The organism is Paraburkholderia jirisanensis (genome assembly GCF_054782355.1).
The window spans coordinates 310,910-330,977 of record NZ_BAAGSQ010000021.1 but is presented as its reverse complement, the minus strand read 5'-3'; the positions used below and the strand labels follow the sequence as shown (position 1 = coordinate 330,977).

Annotated in this window: 16 protein-coding genes and 1 tRNA gene; 14 read left to right on the top strand and 3 right to left on the bottom strand. The window is 61.3% G+C overall.

Going from position 1 to position 20,068, the window contains the following annotated elements:
• The first annotated feature begins 2 nt into the window (after positions 1–2).
• Complete coding sequence (locus tag ACYVNQ_RS10680) at positions 3–839, top strand: competence/damage-inducible protein A (RefSeq protein ID WP_460902450.1); 837 nt, start codon at positions 3–5, stop codon at positions 837–839.
• A 194-nt stretch (positions 840–1,033) separates the two neighbouring features.
• Here ACYVNQ_RS10680 and ACYVNQ_RS10675 read toward each other — a convergent pair whose 3' ends face one another.
• Entirely contained in the window at positions 1,034–1,498 is a 465-nt protein-coding gene (locus ACYVNQ_RS10675) for a rhodanese-like domain-containing protein (RefSeq protein ID WP_460902449.1), read from the bottom strand.
• Positions 1,499–1,934: 436 nt separating this feature from the next.
• On the opposite strand from ACYVNQ_RS10675, the gene glnA reads away from it, so the two are divergent.
• The 3 genes from glnA to ntrC all read left to right on the top strand — a co-directional run bounded on the left by glnA (position 1,935) and on the right by ntrC (position 6,318).
• The gene (glnA, locus tag ACYVNQ_RS10670; RefSeq protein WP_460902448.1) at positions 1,935–3,350 is read left to right on the top strand and encodes a type I glutamate--ammonia ligase; all 1,416 of its coding nucleotides are present in this window, start codon (positions 1,935–1,937) and stop codon (positions 3,348–3,350) included.
• A gap of 241 nt (positions 3,351–3,591) precedes the next feature.
• The gene (glnL, locus tag ACYVNQ_RS10665) at positions 3,592–4,734 is read left to right on the top strand and encodes a nitrogen regulation protein NR(II) (protein WP_460902447.1); all 1,143 of its coding nucleotides are present in this window, start codon (positions 3,592–3,594) and stop codon (positions 4,732–4,734) included.
• 69 nt (positions 4,735–4,803) lie between these two features.
• Positions 4,804–6,318, top strand: coding sequence for a nitrogen regulation protein NR(I) (ntrC, locus tag ACYVNQ_RS10660; protein WP_460902446.1), 1,515 nt, complete (start codon positions 4,804–4,806; stop codon positions 6,316–6,318).
• A 94-nt stretch (positions 6,319–6,412) separates the two neighbouring features.
• Here the strand turns inward: ntrC and xth are convergent, their stop codons facing one another.
• On the bottom strand, positions 6,413–7,189 hold the full coding sequence (xth, locus tag ACYVNQ_RS10655) for an exodeoxyribonuclease III (protein WP_460902445.1): 777 nt from the start codon (positions 7,187–7,189) through the stop codon (positions 6,413–6,415).
• A gap of 918 nt (positions 7,190–8,107) precedes the next feature.
• On the opposite strand from xth, the gene ACYVNQ_RS10650 reads away from it, so the two are divergent.
• The 7 genes from ACYVNQ_RS10650 to ACYVNQ_RS10620 all read left to right on the top strand — a co-directional run bounded on the left by ACYVNQ_RS10650 (position 8,108) and on the right by ACYVNQ_RS10620 (position 15,293).
• Positions 8,108–9,100 carry a patatin-like phospholipase family protein gene (locus tag ACYVNQ_RS10650; protein WP_460902444.1) on the top strand — a complete coding sequence of 331 codons (993 nt, stop codon included), beginning with the start codon at positions 8,108–8,110 and terminating at the stop codon, positions 9,098–9,100.
• Positions 9,101–9,261: 161 nt separating this feature from the next.
• A tRNA-Met gene (locus ACYVNQ_RS10645) sits at positions 9,262–9,338 on the top strand.
• Positions 9,339–10,007: 669 nt separating this feature from the next.
• Positions 10,008–10,322, top strand: coding sequence for a hypothetical protein (locus ACYVNQ_RS10640; RefSeq protein ID WP_460902443.1), 315 nt, complete (start codon positions 10,008–10,010; stop codon positions 10,320–10,322).
• 256 nt (positions 10,323–10,578) lie between these two features.
• Positions 10,579–10,821: an AbrB/MazE/SpoVT family DNA-binding domain-containing protein gene (locus ACYVNQ_RS10635; RefSeq protein ID WP_460902442.1), complete on the top strand. Its 243-nt coding sequence runs from the start codon at positions 10,579–10,581 to the stop codon at positions 10,819–10,821.
• Positions 10,818–11,249, top strand: coding sequence for a PIN domain-containing protein (locus tag ACYVNQ_RS10630; protein WP_460902441.1), 432 nt, complete (start codon positions 10,818–10,820; stop codon positions 11,247–11,249). Before ACYVNQ_RS10635 ends, ACYVNQ_RS10630 begins: the two co-directional genes overlap by 4 nt.
• Positions 11,250–11,487: 238 nt before the next feature.
• Positions 11,488–12,780, top strand: a complete 1,293-nt coding sequence (locus tag ACYVNQ_RS10625) for a cytosine permease (RefSeq protein WP_460902440.1) — start codon at positions 11,488–11,490, stop codon at positions 12,778–12,780.
• Between the two features lie 11 nt (positions 12,781–12,791).
• Complete coding sequence (locus ACYVNQ_RS10620) at positions 12,792–15,293, top strand: ATP-binding protein (protein ID WP_460902439.1); 2,502 nt, start codon at positions 12,792–12,794, stop codon at positions 15,291–15,293.
• Here the strand turns inward: ACYVNQ_RS10620 and ACYVNQ_RS10615 are convergent.
• A complete protein-coding gene (locus ACYVNQ_RS10615) occupies positions 15,230–15,973 on the bottom strand; it encodes a response regulator (RefSeq protein ID WP_460902438.1) in 744 nt (247 codons plus the stop codon). The two genes, ACYVNQ_RS10620 and ACYVNQ_RS10615, sit on opposite strands and share 64 nt — an antisense overlap.
• 224 nt (positions 15,974–16,197) lie before the next feature.
• On the opposite strand from ACYVNQ_RS10615, the gene ACYVNQ_RS10610 reads away from it, so the two are divergent.
• From ACYVNQ_RS10610 to ACYVNQ_RS10600, 3 genes are all read left to right on the top strand, one after another.
• Positions 16,198–17,661, top strand: a complete 1,464-nt coding sequence (locus tag ACYVNQ_RS10610; RefSeq protein ID WP_460902437.1) for an amidase — start codon at positions 16,198–16,200, stop codon at positions 17,659–17,661.
• 70 nt (positions 17,662–17,731) lie between these two features.
• Positions 17,732–19,036, top strand: a complete 1,305-nt coding sequence (locus ACYVNQ_RS10605; RefSeq protein WP_460902436.1) for a purine-cytosine permease family protein — start codon at positions 17,732–17,734, stop codon at positions 19,034–19,036.
• Between the two features lie 186 nt (positions 19,037–19,222).
• The gene (locus ACYVNQ_RS10600) at positions 19,223–20,053 is read left to right on the top strand and encodes an oxidoreductase (RefSeq protein ID WP_460902435.1); all 831 of its coding nucleotides are present in this window, start codon (positions 19,223–19,225) and stop codon (positions 20,051–20,053) included.
• Positions 20,054–20,068 lie beyond the last annotated feature (15 nt).

Sequence of the window (20,068 nt, the reverse complement as noted above, 5' to 3'; positions counted from 1 at the left end):
CAATGGCATTTGGCGTGATCATCATCGGCGACGAAATCCTGTCGGGCCGACGTACCGACAAGCATCTGCAGAAGGTCATCGAACTGTTGAAGGCGCGCGGCCTGTCGCTCGACTGGGCCGAGTACATCGGCGACGACCCGCTGCGGATCACCGCGACGCTGCGCCGCACGCTCGCAACCGGCGACATCGTGTTTTCGACCGGTGGCATCGGCGCGACGCCCGACGACCACACGCGCCAGTGCGCGGCCGCGGCGCTGGCGGTGCCGCTCGAGCTACACCCCGAAGCGGCCGACCTGATCCGCGAGCGGATTCGCGACATGCATCCGGCCGATTCCGCAACGCCGCTCGACTTCAACTCGCCGGACAACCTGCATCGGCTGAATATGGGCACGTATCCGCGCGGCGCGTCGATCATCCCGAACGGCTACAACAAGATCCCGGGCTTTTCGGTCGGCAATCATCACTTCGTGCCGGGCTTCCCGGTAATGGCATGGCCGATGATCGAATGGGTGCTGGACACCAAGTACGCGCATCTGCATCACGCCACGCCGCATGCGGAGAAATCGCTGCTGGTGTTCGAACTGCCGGAGTCGACCGTTACGCCGCTGATGGAAAAGATCGAGCATGATTTCCCGGGCGTGCGGGTGTTCAGCCTGCCGAGCGTCGGCGATGCGGAGCGCGGCGGCGTGTATGCGCGGCGCCATATCGATCTGGGTGTGAAGGGCGAACCCGAGGCGGTGGCGGCCGCCTTCGTCAAGCTGCGCGAAGGGGTGCATCAGCTGGGCGGGGATATCGTCGAACCGGAAGCGGGTGTGGTGGCGGCAAAGCCACGCGCTTGAGTGCAGCGTCGGCTACGTCGCTCGAGTGGGCGATGAAGCCGACGCCTGATTTGCTACGGCCCATCACGCACAGCGAAGCTGCCGTCAGCCCCATTCGATGCAGCGGCGCGTGACACGCGCCAGCGGCGCCTGCCCGCTCTCGAAGTAAAAGCACAAACAAAAACAGCAGGCGCCTCAAAAAGAATCAACCGTCGTTACGCGCCAATCCACGGCAACCCACGATAGCACCACCCCGACACGGTCTTACGGTGCCCCTGGCTATCCTTGTCGCCCTCAAAGCCTTCAAGCAGATCCAACGCCTTCGTGAATCCCGCCTGCGTCGCCGCCACGGCGGCGAGCTTCGAGCGCGCCGCGCTGCGGCACAACAGCAGTACGGGCGTATCCGGCGTAGCCACCTGGCGCAACTGATCGAGAAATTCGGTATTCGGCACACCGCCGGGGTAGCGCGTCCATTCGACGTGCGCATACTGACCGTCGCCAATCAGCGGCCGGCCGATCCAGTCGAGCTCGGCGCGCGTACGCACATCGACTAGCCGGGTGCGCGGATCGAGTTGCAGCAGCTCGAAGGCCTCGGCCGGCGACAGGGCGCCGGCATACGGCAACTGGTTTTCGACGCGGCGCTGGTCCGCCTGCGCATACAACTGTTCGAGCGTGGTCATGACGGCGTGTCTCCTTTGGACCAAATAGCCATTCTAGCGCGGCGCGCCTGCCGGGCGGACGCACACGGGGTCGCCGAACAGGATTCGGCCGTTGTGCGCCGAACGCCCCATAAAGGTGCAAAATACAACGAATGCACCAAATTAAGGATTTAAACAGTAGTGCACATTGGCGGTGCACACTAGTAGTGCGCGTCACTTGAAGGCCGACATGTTATGTCTGCTCAAAATGCGCGACAATTCGCGCCAGCAGACGCTCCCGGCAGCCTCGAACGAGAGCGGTGCATTTGTGGCACGGAAGCTGCTTATATGCGTCCCGTTCGATTCGAACCGTGTCGGCTAATTAAAGCTTTCGCTCGGTGTAGACGCGCGGGGAAGGGTCAGCTAGATTGGGCGGCGGCTGAAAAATCCGCCGAATTCGTTAATCAGGAGATTGGTTATGAGTAAATCCGTGGCCGACGTCATTCAACTCGTCAAGGACGAGGACGTCAAGTTCGTCGACTTCCGTTTCACGGACACGCGCGGCAAAGAGCAGCACGTTTCGGTTCCGGTGTCGGCATTTGACGAAGACAAGTTCGAAAGCGGCCATGCGTTTGACGGTTCTTCGATCGCCGGCTGGAAGGGCATCGAGGCATCGGACATGTTGCTCGTGCCGGATGCGGACACCGCCTTCATCGACCCGTTCTACGAAGAATCGACGCTGGTGCTGACCTGCGACGTGGTCGAGCCGTCGGACGGCAAGGGCTATGAACGCGACCCGCGCTCGCTGGCCAAGCGCGCTGAAGCGTATCTGAAGAGCACGGGTCTGGGCGACACGGCGTTCTTCGGTCCGGAGCCGGAATTCTTCATTTTCGACTCGGTCCAGTGGAGCACCGACATGTCGGGCTGCTTCGTCAAGATCGGCTCGGAAGAAGCACCGTGGTCGTCGGGCAAAGAGTTTGAAGGTGGCAACACCGGTCACCGTCCGGGCCCGAAGGGCGGCTACTTCCCGGTCGCACCGGTCGACACGTTCCAGGACATGCGCTCGGAAATGTGTCTGCTGCTCGAGCAGATCGGCATCCCGGTCGAAGTGCACCACCACGAAGTGGCCGGTCAAGGCCAGAACGAAATCGGCACGAAGTTCTCGACGCTGGTCGAGCGCGCCGACTGGACGCAAAAGCTGAAGTACATCGTGCACAACGTGGCGCACACGTACGGCAAGACGGCGACCTTCATGCCGAAGCCGATCGTTGGCGATAACGGCTCGGGCATGCACGTGCACCAGTCGATCTGGAAGGATGGCCAGAACCTGTTCGCAGGCAACGGCTATGCAGGTCTGTCGGAATTCGCGCTGTACTACATCGGCGGCGTGATCAAGCACGCACGCGCGCTGAACGCGATCTCGAACCCGACGACCAACTCGTACAAGCGTCTGGTGCCGCACTTCGAAGCACCGGTGAAGCTCGCTTACTCGGCACGCAACCGTTCGGCATCGATCCGTATTCCGCACGTGAGCAACCCGAAGGGCCGCCGCATCGAAACGCGCTTCCCGGACCCGATGGCGAACCCGTACCTGCTGTTCTCGGCGCTGATGATGGCGGGTCTCGACGGCGTGCAGAACAAGATTCACCCGGGCGAAGCAGCCGACAAGAACCTGTACGACCTGCCGCCGGAAGAGGATGCAAAGATCCCGACCGTGTGTGCCGGCCTCGACCAGGCACTGGAAGCGCTGGACAAGGATCGCGAATTCCTGACGCGCGGTGGCGTGTTCACGGATCCGATGATCGACGCTTACCTCGCGCTGAAAGAGCAGGAACTGCAGCGCGTGCGTATGACCACGCACCCGGTCGAATTCGAACTGTACTACTCGCTGTAAGCGGCGATGCGTTTCGCCGGTCCCCGGCGAAGCGCGCGTCCCACGCTCGCGATTGAGTAGGACCCAAGGGACGGCTCCGCCGTCCCTTTTTTGTTGGATCAAGCGCAACGTTTGCGCGCGTTGGACGCGCAGCGTTTCGCGCTGCCGTTTCGTGCCGTAGTTGTGTGCCGTAGTTGTGTGCATTACGCGCGCATCTGATTTAGCGCGTGTGTTCGTCAATTCCTCCAACCGCCGGACTGCAATGGTACTGAAGAACCTGATCAAGGCAAGAAAGGGACACGGCCAGGCGCTGTCCGACGACGTGCAGCTGGTCGAGTCCGGCCTGCTGCCCGGCTTCGAAGCCCTGCCGACGGTCGTGCTGGTGCTCGAAAAGCGGACGCTGCGTGTCGCGTTCGCGAATCCTTCGGCCGAGTCGATGCTCGAGCTGTCGCGCCGCCAGCTGACCCAGATGGCATGGCACGACATCTTCTCGAATGCCGACGAACTGATGGCGACGATCTCGGCGATCGCCGAACATCGTTTCCATGCGACACACCTCGATGCAGTGCTCGAGCGTCCGGCCCGCGAGCCGCTGCATGTGCACGCGGTGGTCGGTTATCTGGAAAGCGCGCAGGAGTATGTGCTGCTCGAGCTATTCGAGAACGAGCGCCATCTGCGCACCGACCGCGAAGAACGCATTCACGATCTGACCGCGGTCAACAAGCAATTGATCCGCAATCTCGCGCATGAGATCAAGAACCCGCTGGGCGGCATCCGCGGCGCGGCGCAGCTGCTCGAATTCGAACTCGACGCGCGCGAGCGCGACGAGCTGCGCGAGTACACCCAGGTCGTGATCAAGGAGTCGGATCGTTTGCAGACGCTGGTCGACCGTCTGCTCGAACCGCACCGGCATCCGCATATCGTCGGCGACGTGAATATCCACGAAGTATGCGAGCGCGTGCGCGCGGTGATCCTCGCGGAATTTCCGCGCGGGCTGACGATCGAGCGCGATTACGACGTCAGCGTGCCCGATCTGCGCGGCGACAAGGAACAACTGATTCAAGCGGTGCTCAACATCGTGCGCAACGCCGCCGAGGCCTTGCGCGAACGCATCTCGCAAGGCGACGCGCGGATCGAATTGCGCACGCGGATCGCCCGCAAGGTGACCATTGCGAAACGCTTGTGCAAGTTGGCACTGGACTTGCATATCGTGGATAACGGGCCGGGCATTCCGGAAGAGATTCGCGACCGCATCTTTTATCCGCTGGTGTCGGGGCGCGAGGATGGAAGCGGTCTGGGTCTCACGCTCGCGCAGACTTTCGTGCAGCAGCACGACGGACTGATCGAAGTAGAGAGCCGCCCGGGCCACACCGAGTTTCAGATACTGCTGCCGCTCGACTGCTAACCCTAACGCGCCACAAGCGCATCAGCGCGCGCTGCGAGGCGCGCCACCACAAGACTTCTGACGACCTATATGAAGCCGATCTGGATAGTAGACGACGACCAATCGATCCGCTGGGTACTGGAAAAAGCCCTCGCGCGCGAGAATTTCGCGACGCGCAGCTTTGCCAATGTGCGCGAGGCAGCGGGCGCACTGGAACACGACAGCCCGCAAGTGCTGGTCTCCGATATCCGCATGCCGGGCGGCTCGGGGCTCGAATTGCTGCAGACCGTGCGCGAGCGCGTGCCGGGCCTGCCGGTGATCATCATGACCGCGTTCTCGGACCTCGATAGTGCAGTCGCCGCGTTTCAGGGCGGTGCATTCGAGTATCTGGCCAAGCCATTCGATGTCGACAAGGCGGTCGAACTGATTCGACGCGCGGTCGATGAAAGCATGCGCGGCGAGCAGACGTGGGACGACCGCGTGGCCGAAGCGCCGGAGATGCTCGGGCAGGCGCCGGCGATGCAGGATATGTTTCGCGCGATCGGCCGTTTGTCGCATTCTGCGGCAACCGTGCTCATTACCGGCGAATCAGGCACCGGTAAGGAACTTGTTGCACGGGCGCTGCACCGACATAGCCCACGCGCAAGCGGACCGTTCATCGCGCTGAATACGGCGGCGATACCGAAGGACCTGCTCGAGTCCGAGTTGTTTGGCCACGAGCGCGGCGCGTTCACGGGCGCGCAGGCGATGCGTCAAGGGCGCTTCGAGCAGGCCGAGAACGGCACGCTGTTCCTCGATGAAATCGGCGATATGCCGTTCGACTTGCAGACGCGTTTGCTGCGGGTGTTGTCGGATGGGCAGTTTTATCGCGTGGGTGGACATAACCCGTTGCGCGCGAATGTGCGCGTGATTGCGGCGACTCACCAGAATCTTGAATCGCGGGTGCGGCAGGGGTTGTTCCGCGAGGACTTGTACCACCGTCTTAATGTGATCCGGTTGCGCTTGCCGGCGTTGCGCGAGCGCAATGAAGATATTCCGCTGCTGACGCGCCATTTCCTGCAGAAGAGTGCGCGCGATCTGGGTGTTGAGCCGAAGCGTGTGTCGGAAGAGGCGTTGGCGTATCTGACTTCGCTGCCGTTTCCGGGCAACGTGCGACAGCTTGAAAACCTCGCGAACTGGCTTACCGTGATGGCGCCGGCGCAGACGATCGAGATCAAGGATTTGCCGCCTGATCTGGTGACGGCGCAAAGCCCGGTTGAAGCGACCAACGGTATGGGTGCCGCGCCGGGTGTCGAAACGACGGTCGTGAACGGTATCAGCACGAGCGGCATCACGCTGCCCGCGGGCGGTGTGGCTGCGCCTGGTGTGGCGGTGGCACCGGCTCCAGGCACCGCGTGGGAAAACGGCTTGCGTACCGAAGTCGCGCGGCTGTTGCGCGAGAACGCGCCGGATGTGATGGACGAACTGTCGCGTCGTTTCGAAGCAGCGGTGATTCGCGAGGCGCTCGATTTCACGCGTGGACGTAAGGTCGAAGCGGCGGAGCGGTTGGGTATTGGCCGCAATACGATTACGCGCAAGATTCAGGAGCTGAATCTCGAACCTTAAGTCGCCGGGTTTGCTGCGGGGCTAACGGGGGTAGTGAAGAGAAGAGGTCGGCTCGACAGCGGTTAGGCTGTCGAGCCATTTTTTTGTGTGCTCGTTATTCGGTCGATGCGACAACCGGCGCATGGTCGGAAGGCTGATCCCATTTGCGCGGCGTCTTGTCGACTTCGCAATGCGTGCAGCTTGCTGCGAGTGGCGCCGACAGCAAGATGTGATCGATGCGCAGCCCTGCATTGCGGCGAAACGCGAACATCCGGTAATCCCACCACGTGAAGGTCTTTTCCGGCTGATCGAACAGCCGGAACGAATCGACGAGACCTAGCCCGATCAACTGCGTGAACGCCGCACGTTCTTCCGGCGACACGAGGTTCTGGCCTTCCCATGCTTTCGGGTCGTGCACGTCGCGGTCTTCCGGCGCGATGTTGAAGTCGCCAAGCAACGCGAGCTTCGGATGCAGCTTAAGCTCGCCCGCGATCCAGTTATGCATCGCTTCGAGCCAGCGCAACTTGTACGCGAACTTGTCGGTGCCGGGCGCCTGGCCGTTCGGGAAATACGCGCAGATCACGCGGATGCCTTCGATGGTCGCGGCGATCACGCGCTGTTGCGGGTCTTCGAAGCCGGGGATGTTGCGCATCACGGTGACTTCGTCGACCTGCAGCCCGTCGCGCACCAGGATGCCGACGCCGTTGTAGGTCTTCTGTCCGGCGAACCAGCTGCGATAGCCCTTTGCTTCAAGCTCGGCGCGCGGGAATTTCTCGTCGGGCAGCTTCAGTTCCTGCAGACATAACACGTCGGTCTGGCTGAGCTCGAGCCAATCGATGACGTGCTGCTGGCGAACCTTCAGCGAATTGACGTTCCAGGTGGCTAGCTTCATGTGCTTGAAAAATACTTGTTTTATACGTGGAAGGGTGCGTGCAAAGATACCACTGAAAACGACTCGGGCGCGCAATGAGCCTGAGCGGGCGCTTCGGTGGTCAGCGAATGATAGCTGGAGAGGCGGGGCAGGCGGCGCCAGCGCGGTGGTCCGCACCGCTGGCATATTCGATGTCAGCGGCGGAAGCTGTGCGTGCAACGAATTCTGTAATCCAATGTTTCCTCCAGTCTAGGAGTGAAATCAGAAAAGGTCGCAAGCGTAGCTAGTCAATCAGACTTTGCGCCAATGATCAGGGATTCGCTTATCACTCAGATGTCGGACGCGGGCGACGTGCAACGGGCTCGTCGGATGATTTTTTTGGGCCCAAGCAATCGCCTCTGCTTGCGTTTTGCACGTAATGAGCGGCACGCTGCTATGCGCCGGTTCGACGCTGAAACCCGTATTCTTCTCGTTTATAAAAAGACTGTTGTTGCTCATTTTCATCTGTCTCCTGATATGCCGGGCAAACGGCCGGCGCGTTGATGCTTCATCTTTGGTATGCCAAACGAACTCAGCGATGGTATGGCTAGCGTTTCCTTGCCTCGCACGCAAAGTTGATCTTGGAAGCTGCAACGAACACTGGTTTTACGGGGAGCTTCGGCGCGAGGAGAAAAACTAAGCGATGGCCATGGCAGACGCACCTTCCGGAAGGAGGCGGAGCCAGTTTAATTGGGTAAATCAATCATGAACCTACAAAACCTGGTAGGTTTGGTTGTCTGTCATTGAGCCGCTGTGGCAGGCTGGTTATTGCGTCAGGACTGAAGATCTTCCAGTCGAAAATCGAGAACTTCCGGCAGCAAACTTCCTCAGCTAGATCGCATTTTGTTGTTATGAGCCGTACTACTGCATCGTGCTTATTCATCCAAGGAGACTAGGGACATGACCTTCAAAATTCTCAGTTGCGATGGCGGCGGTATTCGCGGGTTGATCACGGCATTGCTGATTCAGGATCTCGATACGCGCAGCCAGATCATCAGCAAGGCGGATGGTTTTGCGGGGACATCCACCGGCGGTTTGCTGGCGCTTGCTTTGGCCAATGGTGTGCCGATCGCGCAAATCGTCAACATGTACGAGACTCAGGGCGCCGAGATATTCGAGGAGAACAGCTGGTGGACTGCGCGCAAGGACGCACTCGCTGAAGGCGTGTCGACGTTGGCAGGGCCGGGTATTTTTGTGTGTCAGTACGTCAGCACCGGGCTTGAGAAAGTCGCGGAGCAATTGCTTGGCAGTCAAACGTTGAGTTCGGTGCAGCGCTTCGTCGCGGTCAATTCAGCGCGGTTGTGGAATCCGGATGTGAAGAGTTGGGAGCCGAGTACGCTGTCTAACGGCAAAAGCAATGTGTACCGCGAAGTGAGTCTCGTGGATGCGGCATTGGCGACTTCGGCGGCGCCGACTTATTTTCCTCCGCACGCGATTGCTGGTTTCGGTTACTTCGCGGATGGCGGCGTATTTGCAAATAATCCGACGGTGGTTGGGGTTGCTGAGGCTCTGGCCAATGGGCTCGTTAGCGACCTGGGTAGTTTGCGCGTGTTATCTCTCGGCACTGGTACGAGCCCAGCGGGGTTGAGTCAAACCGAGATTGGCGATCCGCTTGAGTGGGGCGCTTCAAAGTGGCTGTGGCCTGCGCAATCGCATGGCGTGCCGGCGGAAGCGTTGCTGGGGTTGACGATGGATAGCACGGCATTGCTGGCGGCGCGTCAGGCGGAGCAGATACTTGGCGATAGATATAAGCGTGGGAATTTTGTGCTCAGCGAACCGGTCGCGCTGGACGACTATAAGCAGGTTGGGCTGCTGGAGAGCGAGACGAACGCGTATATGAAGACGGCTCAGTGGCAAGCGGTTCGCCAGTGGGTGGGGCAGAACTGGCAGTAGCGATATGTGATGCGTTGTCCTCCTCGTGCTTCATTCTTTGTGATGTGTGAGTGCGAGGAGGTGTTGTTGTTCTTCGCATCGCGAGCGTCGCGCCTCGCGAAAAATCTCAATTAAGGTTTGACGCGTGACGGAATTGTTAAGTACAATCCGTTTCCTCCTAGCGCGGGGTGGAGCAGTCTGGCAGCTCGTCGGGCTCATAACCCGAAGGTCACAGGTTCAAATCCTGTCCCCGCAACCAATTCTTGCAGTTCCCGACGGCATAGACGAGCAGCCGTTTGGGAATTGCACAGCGACAGATACGCCACGCGCGAGTATTCGCAAGTCGGCTGTTCGATGTACGTGCTTCCAGTTTTCGTGTTTGACAGCGGTGACAATAACGGGTTCATTGAGCTTGCGCAGTAGTGGTTTTCGCCTGCGAGGGAGCACTACGCTCGCGCATCGCAACCTATACTTCGCGTGCCGTCGAATTCTCGATGGTTCAGGTTTGACGGCCTGAGACGCGACACCCCGCACGCCTGCAAGAGGCGTGTGGTTGCTATTGTCCGCTTTGCGATTTGCAATCAATGGGCGGGCCTTGGCAGGGAGACCTTCGAGGTCTACCGGTTTTGGTGACGCGCCGGTCCGTCAATCCTGTCATGTGCCCGCTCACCATTCTCGCGATGGGTCACGGGTCTTCTCTGATACTGGAGGAAGCTTTCATGACAGACTGCGTTTCCCTTATTTACTTCGACATACTGATTTCGCGTGCGGCATCGAAGTTGCGCGTGGGAGGAGTTGCGCTTGAACCGTTCGAATGACGGTGATCGCGCTGGAGAAGTACCACCTTATTTGCGTGATTGGATGTGTGCATCACTAGTGCTCTCAGCACTTGATGCGCGTTGTATTGATGTATTGCAGGAGGCTTCACATGAAGAATCAACGAGTACACCGGTTGTTTCCCCGAAAGCGCCAGGCAAAACGCTACCGCCACCTGGAGCGGTTGAGCCTGACGTCAGTTCAGATCGCGGCTCGCTACAGCGAACAGATGAGCAAGGTCCACGCGATGGTGAGCGCGCTGGCGCACGACGAACACCTTGCGAAGGAACAGAAGGCTTTGCTCGGTGGGCTTGAGGAACTGGCGCAGGGCTATGCTTCCGAAGCGCGGATGGATATGGAGCATTTGCAGATCGCGCAGATGCGGCATACGCCGGAGTGGAAGCGGTATAAGAAAAGTCTGGTATAGGTGACGTGGGCAGCGGTGTGATTGATGCCGCCGCTGCTTACTCCTCGAGATTGGCGGTCCGCAATTTGAGATGTTGTCCGTCGGCGTTATTGACGATCGGTGATTTTGCCCGGTCAGTTTACGTAGCGCGGGCTCATTTCGGTTGGGTTGCGATAGCGATTTTGGCGGTTGCGGTACCCGTGGTGTCCGGCCCTGGGACTTGAAAATAGCCCGAAAAGATATACAATTTAGTAAATGTGTATCCGTGGAGGGAATCATGCAAGTTGCAAAATGGGGCAACAGCCTTGCCGTTCGGCTGCCTGCGAGCGTTGTCGAGGCGCTCGGATTGCAGGAAGGTGACGATATCGAAATCTACGCCGACAAATCTGGCGCGTTCTCGGTGAGCAAAAAGCCCACCGTTGATGAACGGATCGAACGTCTGCGGAAGTACCGCGGTCGCCTGCCTGCCGACTTCAAGTTTGATCGGGAATCGCTCAACGAGAGGGGAAACACTGAATGACCGTTGAAGCACCGACGCGGTTCGCTGTCGATAGTAACGTGATCGCGTATCTGTTTTCTGGCGATCAGGAGAAGGCCGAACGAGCCGAATCGCTAGTTGTGAGTAGCAACCCGAAGCCCGTAATTAGCACGCAGGTAATGAACGAGGTCACGCTCGTCATGCGTCGGAAAATGGACCTTCCGTGGCCGGAGATCAACGAACTGTTAAGCGATGTCGAGGAGTTCTGCGAAATCGTGCCGCTGACGCTTGAAGTGCATAAGGAGGCTCGTCGGGTCGCCGAGCACTATGGCTTCCGGTTCTTCGATTCGTGCATCATCGCGTTCGCGCTGATTGAAAATTGTGAGGTTCTATACAGCGAAGACATGCAGCACGGCCAGGTGCTTTATGACCGGCTGACGGTGATCAATCCGTTCCGTTCACCAAGCTGATCAGCTTGCGACTTCGCTTCAGGCGTCACGCGGTACTCCGGTGACGCCTTTTTTGTCTCTACTCAATGATCAGGTCCGTCGCGTACCAGTCAAACAAGTTATGGATGACATCCCAAAACGACAATCGATAGAATAACCCGACAGCCGTCACACGCTTGCGGCGCAGACCACGCGACCTCAGGCCGCTGACATCAGCACATCGAACCGCGGGACTAACAGCAACCACCCCAACCAACCCATGCTCCCCCCGCGCGAACCCACCGACGGCACCGGCACCCAGCCGATCCCCTTACCACGCCGACGCGGCCTGATCTTCCCGGCCTTCGCATGGTCCGGCTTCTCCTCAGCCTTCGCCTCAATCGTAGTCGGCAGCCACCTGCAAGCCTCGCTCGGCACGATCGACGCGTTATTCGCCACGATCCTCGGCAACTGGATCCTGTTCATCTACTCAGCCGCCATCGGCTTCGCCGCCGGCCGCTGGGGATTGAGTTCACAACTCGTCCTCGAAGCCGTATTCGGCCGCTGGGGCGCGGTGATCCCCGGCGCGCTACTAGGCACGCTCGTCACCGGCTGGTACGCATTCCACGTCGCGCTAACCGCAACCATCCTCTCCGCAGCGCTGCATCTGCCAATCGGCTCGACCCTATCGATCTGCATCATCGGCATCCTGTTCGCCACGCCGGTTATCGTGCGCATCAGCCACGGCTTCAACCTGACCGCAGTCGCGATCCCCGCGATGACGCTATTCGCCGCGCTGGTCTTCGCGCATCTCCTGATCCCGAAATGGACAGTCCTGCTCGACGGCCCGATCGGCGGCGCTTTACCATTCGGCACCGGCGTATGCATCGCCTTCGGCACCTTCGTCGTGAGCGGCACGATGACTGGCGACATCGTGCGTTACTGCCGCACCGGCAACGAAGCGGTGCAGGCCACCGCCTACGGTTTCCTGCTGTCGAACCTGCCGTTCCTGCTACTCGGCGTGCTGGTCGCCGCCGCAGGCATCAAGGTGACCGACCTCTTCACCAGCGGACACGCGCTGTCATGGGGCCTGCTGGTACTCGCCGTGGTCTCGAACTGGACCACCTCCGACGCGTGCCTGACCAACGCCGGCGTCACATTCAAAAGCGCGTTCCCACGCTTGCCTTGGGCGCTCGCATCAGCCGCAGCGATGCTGCTCGGCATCCTGCTAGCCATCACCAACACCGTCGGCGACGTCTCCGACTGGACGCTGCTGCTCACCGCCATCGCCGCACCGATTGGCGGCGTGATCGTCGCCGATTACTACGTGGTGCGTGTGCGCGTCGGCTTCTCGCGCACGCGCGGTGCGCCGGTCAACGGCGCAGCGTTGCTGGCCGCTGCCGTGGGCATGCTCGTCTCGTTCCTGTCGATCCACCTGATCCCCGGCGCGATCACGCCGCTGATCAGCGCACCCGCTGCAGGCTGCCTTTATCTGCTGCTCGCGAACGTCGCATCGCATCGGCTAGGTGCCGATCTCGGCGGAGCTACCGCCGGCGCCGAAGCGCTCGACTGACACAGATGCCCATGTTCGGCACCCGCACCCGCAACCGCATTCGCACAGTCAGCCCGCGACCGCCGGCCGAAGCACGCACGGCGATCGTCGTGATCGTGTTGATCTCATCGCTGGCGTTCCTGCTGTTCCAGGCGCGCAAGGACGCGCTCGACAATCTGCTGCGGCACGAAGCACGCCTTGCGATCCAGTTTGCAACCGCCGATGGCCGCACAGCGCCACCACCGGCAGCCGGTGTGCTGCTCGACAGCGGCGAGCGTAGTAACTCGAGCAACCCGCTTGCCGGCATCACCGCATGGCCCCAGCAAAAGACGCTATTGATGGCGCTGCCAGCAGATTGCGCACAACAACCCGCATGCCGCGATCTAGGCGATAACGACAGCGACAACACCAACGGCAACCTCAACAGCACCGCAACCCCCGAAAACACCCACGGCAAATTCGTCATCCACCACGGTCGGCTATTCGCGTCCCTCTACAGCAGCAAGATCGCCGTCATCACGACCGCACCACTGTCTGCACTAGCCGCCGGCCTACCAGGCCGCATCTCGATGGACATCGCCGGCGTCTTCTTCCTCGGCTGTCTTTTGCTACTCGTACGCGAAAGCCGCCTGAGCGACTACTCGGTGCATCGTCTACTCGACGCATCGCCGGTCCCACTTCTATTGAGCGACGCACAAGGCCACATCGAATTCGCCAACCGTCAGGCGCTCGATCTGTTCGTCACCGATCCGCTGCGCTCGCCCAAAAGACTCGAAGCCGCGCTGCAACGCGAGACACGTCTATACGCGTGGCTAATCTCACCACAAGACACGGCAGGCGCGATCGAAACCGTCGAGTTCGAAGTCGGCGGCACAAGCACAGGCACAAACACAACCACAGGCGAGGGCCCAGTCCGCCACCTGCTAGTCTCCCGCCAATCGCTACTAGTCCGCGCGAAACGCATGATCATCGCCAGCGTCGCCGACATCACCGTACGTCACGACGCACAAACGGCGCTAGTCAAAGCCAAAAACGCAGCCGAAGCCCTCGAGCGGATGAAATCCGAATCCCTCGCGATGATCAGCCACGAGCTCAGAACACCGGTCAACGGCGTACTCGGTCTCGCGCAACTCCTGGTGCGCTACGAACTTCCCGAAGGCGCAGCCCAAATCGTGCGCCGCATGATCCAGGCGGGCAAGACACTGGCCGCGATCATCAACGACATCGTCGATCTCGCGCTGCTCGAAGTGCGTCACGTACGGCTCGAACGACGCCGCTTCGATCTGCGCGAGACGATCACGGGCGCCGCTACGCTCGCCAGTGCCGCCGCCGCGGCCAAAGGGCTGATGGTGCGCGTCAGCAGCCTCGCGCCGTTGCCGCCTGCCGTCTATGGCGACCCGGCGCGCCTGCAGCAGATCATCATCAATCTGGTCAGCAACGGCATCAAGTTCACCGAAGCCGGGCAGATCGAAGTGAAGACCGACGTGATCGCACGCCGCGACGACGCAATCGAAATCGTCATCGAAGTAGCCGATACCGGCATCGGCATTGCACCCGAGGTGATTCCGCGCTTGTTCCAGCCGTTCTCGCAGGCCGAGACAGGACACGAAAAGCGCTTCGAGGGAACCGGCCTGGGGCTAGCAATCAGCAAGGGCCTTGCCGAAGCGATGGGCGGTTCGATCGCCGTGCGCAGCGAAATCGGCCACGGTTCGACCTTCGCGCTGCGTCTGCCGTTTGCGCTCGCGCAGCACGAAGAAAACGGCCCGAAAGGCGCGCTGGTATCGCGCGTGCTGGTCGTCGACGACGTCGCGTTGAATCGTGAGATCGTCACCGAACTGCTGCGCGCCGAAGGTTGCGAGGTGGTGTCAGCCGCATCCGGCCAGCAAGCACTCGATACCCTGAAGACAAGAACCTTCGACCTGATCCTGATGGACATCCGCATGCCGGTGATGGACGGCCTTGTCGCGACCGCAGCGATCCGCGCGAGCACGGAACCGCAACGCCACACCGGCCCGATTCTCGGCCTGACCGCGAACCCATTACCAACCGACCGGCCGCTATACCTGCTGCGCGGCATCGACGGCATCATCGAAAAGCCGGTCGAAGTAGAAAAGCTGCGCGCCGCGCTACGGAAAGTCGCACAGCCCGCGCAACCGGTCGCGGTCGACGAGCCGCCGCGCATCGCGCAACTCCGTCAATCGCTAGGGGAAGCGCGTCTGCTGCGCATCATCACGGCTTTTTCCCAAACTGCGGGCGAAGCGCTGGAAGGCATCGTCGCCAGTTGTGCGCGCGCAGGCTTCGCGGAAGTGGCCGAGCACGCGCATCGGCTGGCGGGCGCCGCCGCGAACCTCGGCTTTCAGCAACTGGCCGATGCAGCTAGCGAACTGGATCGAATCGCGCCAACGGGCAGTGCAATACAGGTATCAGATGCCGCGCTGACCGTAGTCGCGTTTTACCGCGACGTCGAGCGCTACGTGCGCAGTGGTCTATCGTCGTCGCCTGCAGGCCCAGAGAACAGATACCCGGTACCGTGAACCGTCTTGATCAGATGCGGGTTGTCCGGGTCCACTTCGATCTTGCGACGCAGCCGGCGCACCAGCGTATCGATCGTACGGTCCATCGATTCGAAGCGACGGCGCTTGGTCGCTGAAATCAACCGCTCGCGCGACATCACCTGGCCGGCATGACGCACCAGCACCGCCAGCAGATCGAACTCCGCAGTGGTGAGCGGCACGCTCTTGCCCTCGACGTCGGTCAGACTACGCCCCCGCGTATCCAGCAGAAACGCCCCAAACGCCAGCGTCGCAGGCGCACTCGCATGCGCGCTGCGACTATGCGCGACACGCCGCAAGAGATTGCGCACGCGCGGCAGCAACTCGCGTTCATCAACCGGCTTCGCAATGTAATCGTCCGCGCCATATTCGAGCCCAAGAATACGATCGACCTTGTCGTTGCGGCCAGTGATCAGGATGATCCCGACCTCCGATTTCTCGCGCAGCTCGCGCGTCAGCGACAGCCCGTCGCGGCCGGGCAGGCGGATATCGAGCAGCACCAGATCGACGGCCTTCACGCGCATCACGCGGTCGAGTTCGTCGGCATCCGCAGCGCAGCAGATTTCGTAACCCTCGGCCTGCAGAAAGCCTTCGAGCGTTTCGCGAATCGACGGATCGTCGTCTACCACCGCGATGCGCTCGCCGGTTTTGCTCTGCTGCATGTCGGTTCCTCTCCAGTTTGCGGTGCACCAACTTGCGTCGTGCGTGCTCGCCCAGGATGCGCGAGCGGTCTCCTTTGGTGCCTTGCGAGCCTTGATCCGTAAGGCTTTGGCGGTCTGTTCACAAATATTAACAAATCGCCATAGCCTGTTCAATTGACATAGCAGACTCGTTCACAAGATCGCTCGATAGTTAGCACACCAGCCAAACCATTCGGGAGACATACATGGACATCCAGCAACAGATCTGCGGCATGGACGCGGTCGCGCTTGCCAAGGCTATCCGTACCAAGGAGCTTTCCGCGGTCGAAGTTGTCGATGCGCATCTGGCGCGCATGGACGCGCTCGAGCCGTCGCTTCACGCTTTCTGCACGGTGACCGCGGAGGGCGCCCGCGACGCGGCGCGTGAGATTCAGGCGCGTATCCAGCGCGGCGACCCGGTTGGTCCACTGGCGGGCGTGCCGGTCGGCATCAAGGATCTTGTGTGCACAGCCGGTATTCGCACTGCGTCGGGTTCGCCGGCCTACAAGGACTTCGTGCCCGACGAGGACGACGTGGTGGTCGAGCGTCTGAAAAACGCCGATGCGGTGATCGTCGGCAAGACCAACGTGCCGGAGTTCGGCTATAGCGGCGTCGGCCACAATCCGATCTTCGACACCACGCGCAACCCGTGGAACACCGCGATGACGCCGGGCGGTTCGAGCGCCGGTTCGGGCGCCGCGGTCGCGAGCGGCGAAGTGCCGTTTGCGATCGGCAGCGACGGTGGCGGTTCGATCCGCATTCCGTCGGCGCATTCGGGCATCTATGGGATCAAGCCGTCGATGGGGCGCGTGCCGCTCTATCCGGGCTGCCGCGACGAACGCTATCCGGGCGTATCGAGCTGGGAAAGCCTCGAGCACCTCGGCCCGATGAGCCGCACGGTGGCCGATAGCGCGCTGATGCTGTCGGTGATCGCGGGCCCCGATGCGCGCGACCGGCATTCGCTGCCGGGTGCCGACTTCGACTGGGTGAAAGCGCTCGAGGGCGACCTGAAGGGCCTGCGCATCGCGTACAGCCCGGACTGGGGCTATGCCGCGGTCGATCCGCAGGTGCGTCGTGTAGTGGACGACGCAGTGCGCGTATTCGAGCGCGATCTCGGCTGCACGGTAGAAATCGCACACCCGGGCTGGAGCGATCCGTTCGACGCGTTCTGGGGCATCGTCGCGATGGAGAGCGACCTCGTTGGCATGCGCAAGATGGTCGAACAATACGGCAAACAGATGTCGCCGCATCTGGTCGCGTTCCTGAATCACCCATGGAGCGCCGAGGACTTCACCAACGCGAACATGACGCGCAAGGCGCTCGTCAACAAGATGTGGCGCTTCATGGCGAACTACGACCTGCTGCTGACGCCGACGCTGGCCGTGCCGCCGTTCCCGGTGCATATGCAGGGCCCCGAAATCATCGACGGCCGCATGGTCGCGAACACGCAGTGGCTGGCGTTCACGTTTCCGATGAACCTCACGGGCCAGCCAGCCGCTTCGATACCGGCAGGCTTCACCACCGACGGCTTGCCGGTCGGCCTGCAGATCGTCGGCCGCCATCTTGACGATCAACTGGTGCTGCGCGCGTCGGCTGCGTTCGAGAAGGCCCAGCCGTGGCGTCAGACGTGGCCGCCGCTGCTGAAGGAACTCGGTCTTGCAGCGAAGTGAACGTAAAAACCCGCGCAGCGCAGTGAACCCAGCGCAATGAAATCCGCTTAAGCAACCCCAGGGGCACACCATGACCACTTCAACCGAGCAACACGGTCTCGACGAAGAGTTCGAGCATCAACCCGTTCCGCTATCGCATCGTCATTCGTTATCGTCGGTGGCAGCGGTGTGGTTCGGCTTTCCGATGATCATCACCAACGCGGTATTTGGCGGCATCATCGCGTACAACCTCGGCTTTGCACGCGCGTTGATCGCGATTCTGATCGGCAACGCGATCCTGCTCGCGTATGTCGGCACCTTGAGTTTCATCGCCGGCAACACCGGACGCAACTTCGCACTGCAAGCCGAGCGTACCTTCGGCAAGAAGGGCTACGTGATCACCTCCGGTTTTCTGGCGACGGTGGTGATCGGCTGGTATGCGTTTCAAACCGGCCTGACCGGCACCACCGTGCATGCATCGTTCGGCTGGAACGAAACCGCGACCATCATCGGCGCGACGCTGCTCTACACCGCGGTGACCTTCATCGGGATTCGCGCGCTGTCGATCGTCGGCATGATCGCGGCGCCGATGTACATCATCCTTGCGATCGTCGCGCTGACGATGATCGGCGAACAGCATTCGTTGTCGTCGGTGCTGCTGTATGACGGCGCCGGCGCGAACAGCCTGATGTCGTTCGGCGGCGCGGTGACGCTGGTGGTCGCGACGTTCGCCGATTCGGGCACGATGACGGCCGATTTCACGCGCTGGTCGAAGGACGGCAAAAGCGCCGTCTACGCGACGCTGACTGCCTTTCCGTTCGCGAACATGATCGCGCAGCTGGTCGGCATGTTGATCGTGTGCGCGGGTGCGGCGGCCGCGCCGGCCACCAGCGGCGGCGATTTCATGCCGGTGCTGACCAGCCACGGCGGCGTGCTGTCGGTGATCGCGCTGGTGTTCGTGTTCGTCAATCTCGGTTCGGTGTGCACGCATTGCCTGTACAACGGCGCGGTCGGCTGGGGGCGCATCGCGAAGCGCAAGATGCGCACGATGACGATCGTGCTCGGGCTGATCGGCGGCGTGTTCGCGGTGGCGGGCGTGTGGAGCCTGTTCCTCGACTGGCTGAATCTGCTGGGCGTGCTGGTGCCGCCGATCGGCGCGGTGATTATCGTCGATCAGCTGATGGTGCGGCATTACTCGTATGACGAAGAGGTGCCGAACTTCCGCGGCAGCGCATTCGCCGCGTGGGGAATCGGCGCGCTGGTCGCGCTCGCCGTGCATCAGATGGCGCCGTGGTTCTCCGAAGCGGTCGCGGGGATGCTGGTAGGCGGGGTGGTGTACTTCGCGATGTCGCAAGGCGCGCGGCGGGCGGTGCGGCAGCGTCGCGAGGTGCTGTAGTCCGGAATCAAAGCCGTGCGATACGGTGCGACACAGCGCGGGGCTATGAGGCGAACCTGAGCTTGCCCAAATAGGCATTGTGAAGGTTCGCTTCATACCGTATGCCGCCGTTCCGCCTTTACCAGCCCGGTCGACAATTCGATACTCGCTCCTGTGCTTGACGACTACGCTCAACAGGAGAGAGTTATGAAGAACTGGTTCATCACAGGCGTAAGCAGCGGCTTCGGCCAGGCGCTCGTTCACGAATTGCTGGCGCAGGGGCATCGCGTCGCGGGCACGTTGAGAACCGAAGCGCAGTGCGCGGAATTCGCGAAGCTCGCACCAGGCGCCACCATCCCAGTATTGCTGGACGTGACGGATCACGCGGCGATTCCCGCGGCGGTGGCCGAAGTTGAAAAGACGCTCGGCCCGATCGACGTGTTCGTCAACAACGCAGGATATGGCTACGAAGGCCCGCTCGAAGAAACCCGGCTCGAAGACGTGCGCAAGCAGTTCGAGGTCAATACCTTCGGCGCATTCAGCATGATGCAGGCTGTATTGCCGTATATGCGTGCGCGGCGCCGCGGCCATATTCTCAATGTGACGTCGATGGGCGGCTTGACGGTGTTCCCGGGCGTGGGCGTCTACAACGCCAGCAAGTTTGCGCTGGAAGGCCTGAACGCTGCGCTGGCGAAAGAAGTCACGCAATTCGGCATCAAGGTCACGGCGATCGAGCCTGGCGGCTTCCGCACCGACTGGGCCGGCCGCTCGATGCTGCGCGGCGAACGCAGCATCAGCGACTACGACGCGTCGTTCGAGCCGCAGCGTGCCGCGCGCGCAGAACGCTCGGGGCGTCAGATCGGCGACCCGAAAAAAGCAGCCAAAGCGATGATCAAGATCACCGAGGTCGACAACCCGCCGGTGCACTTGCTGCTTGGATCGGACGCATTGTCGGCGGTGAGGGCGGCGCTGGCCGAACTGAACCGCGAAATCGACACGTGGGAGTCCCTTACGCTCACCACCGACGTCTCCGAATGACGGTCTGGCGATAGC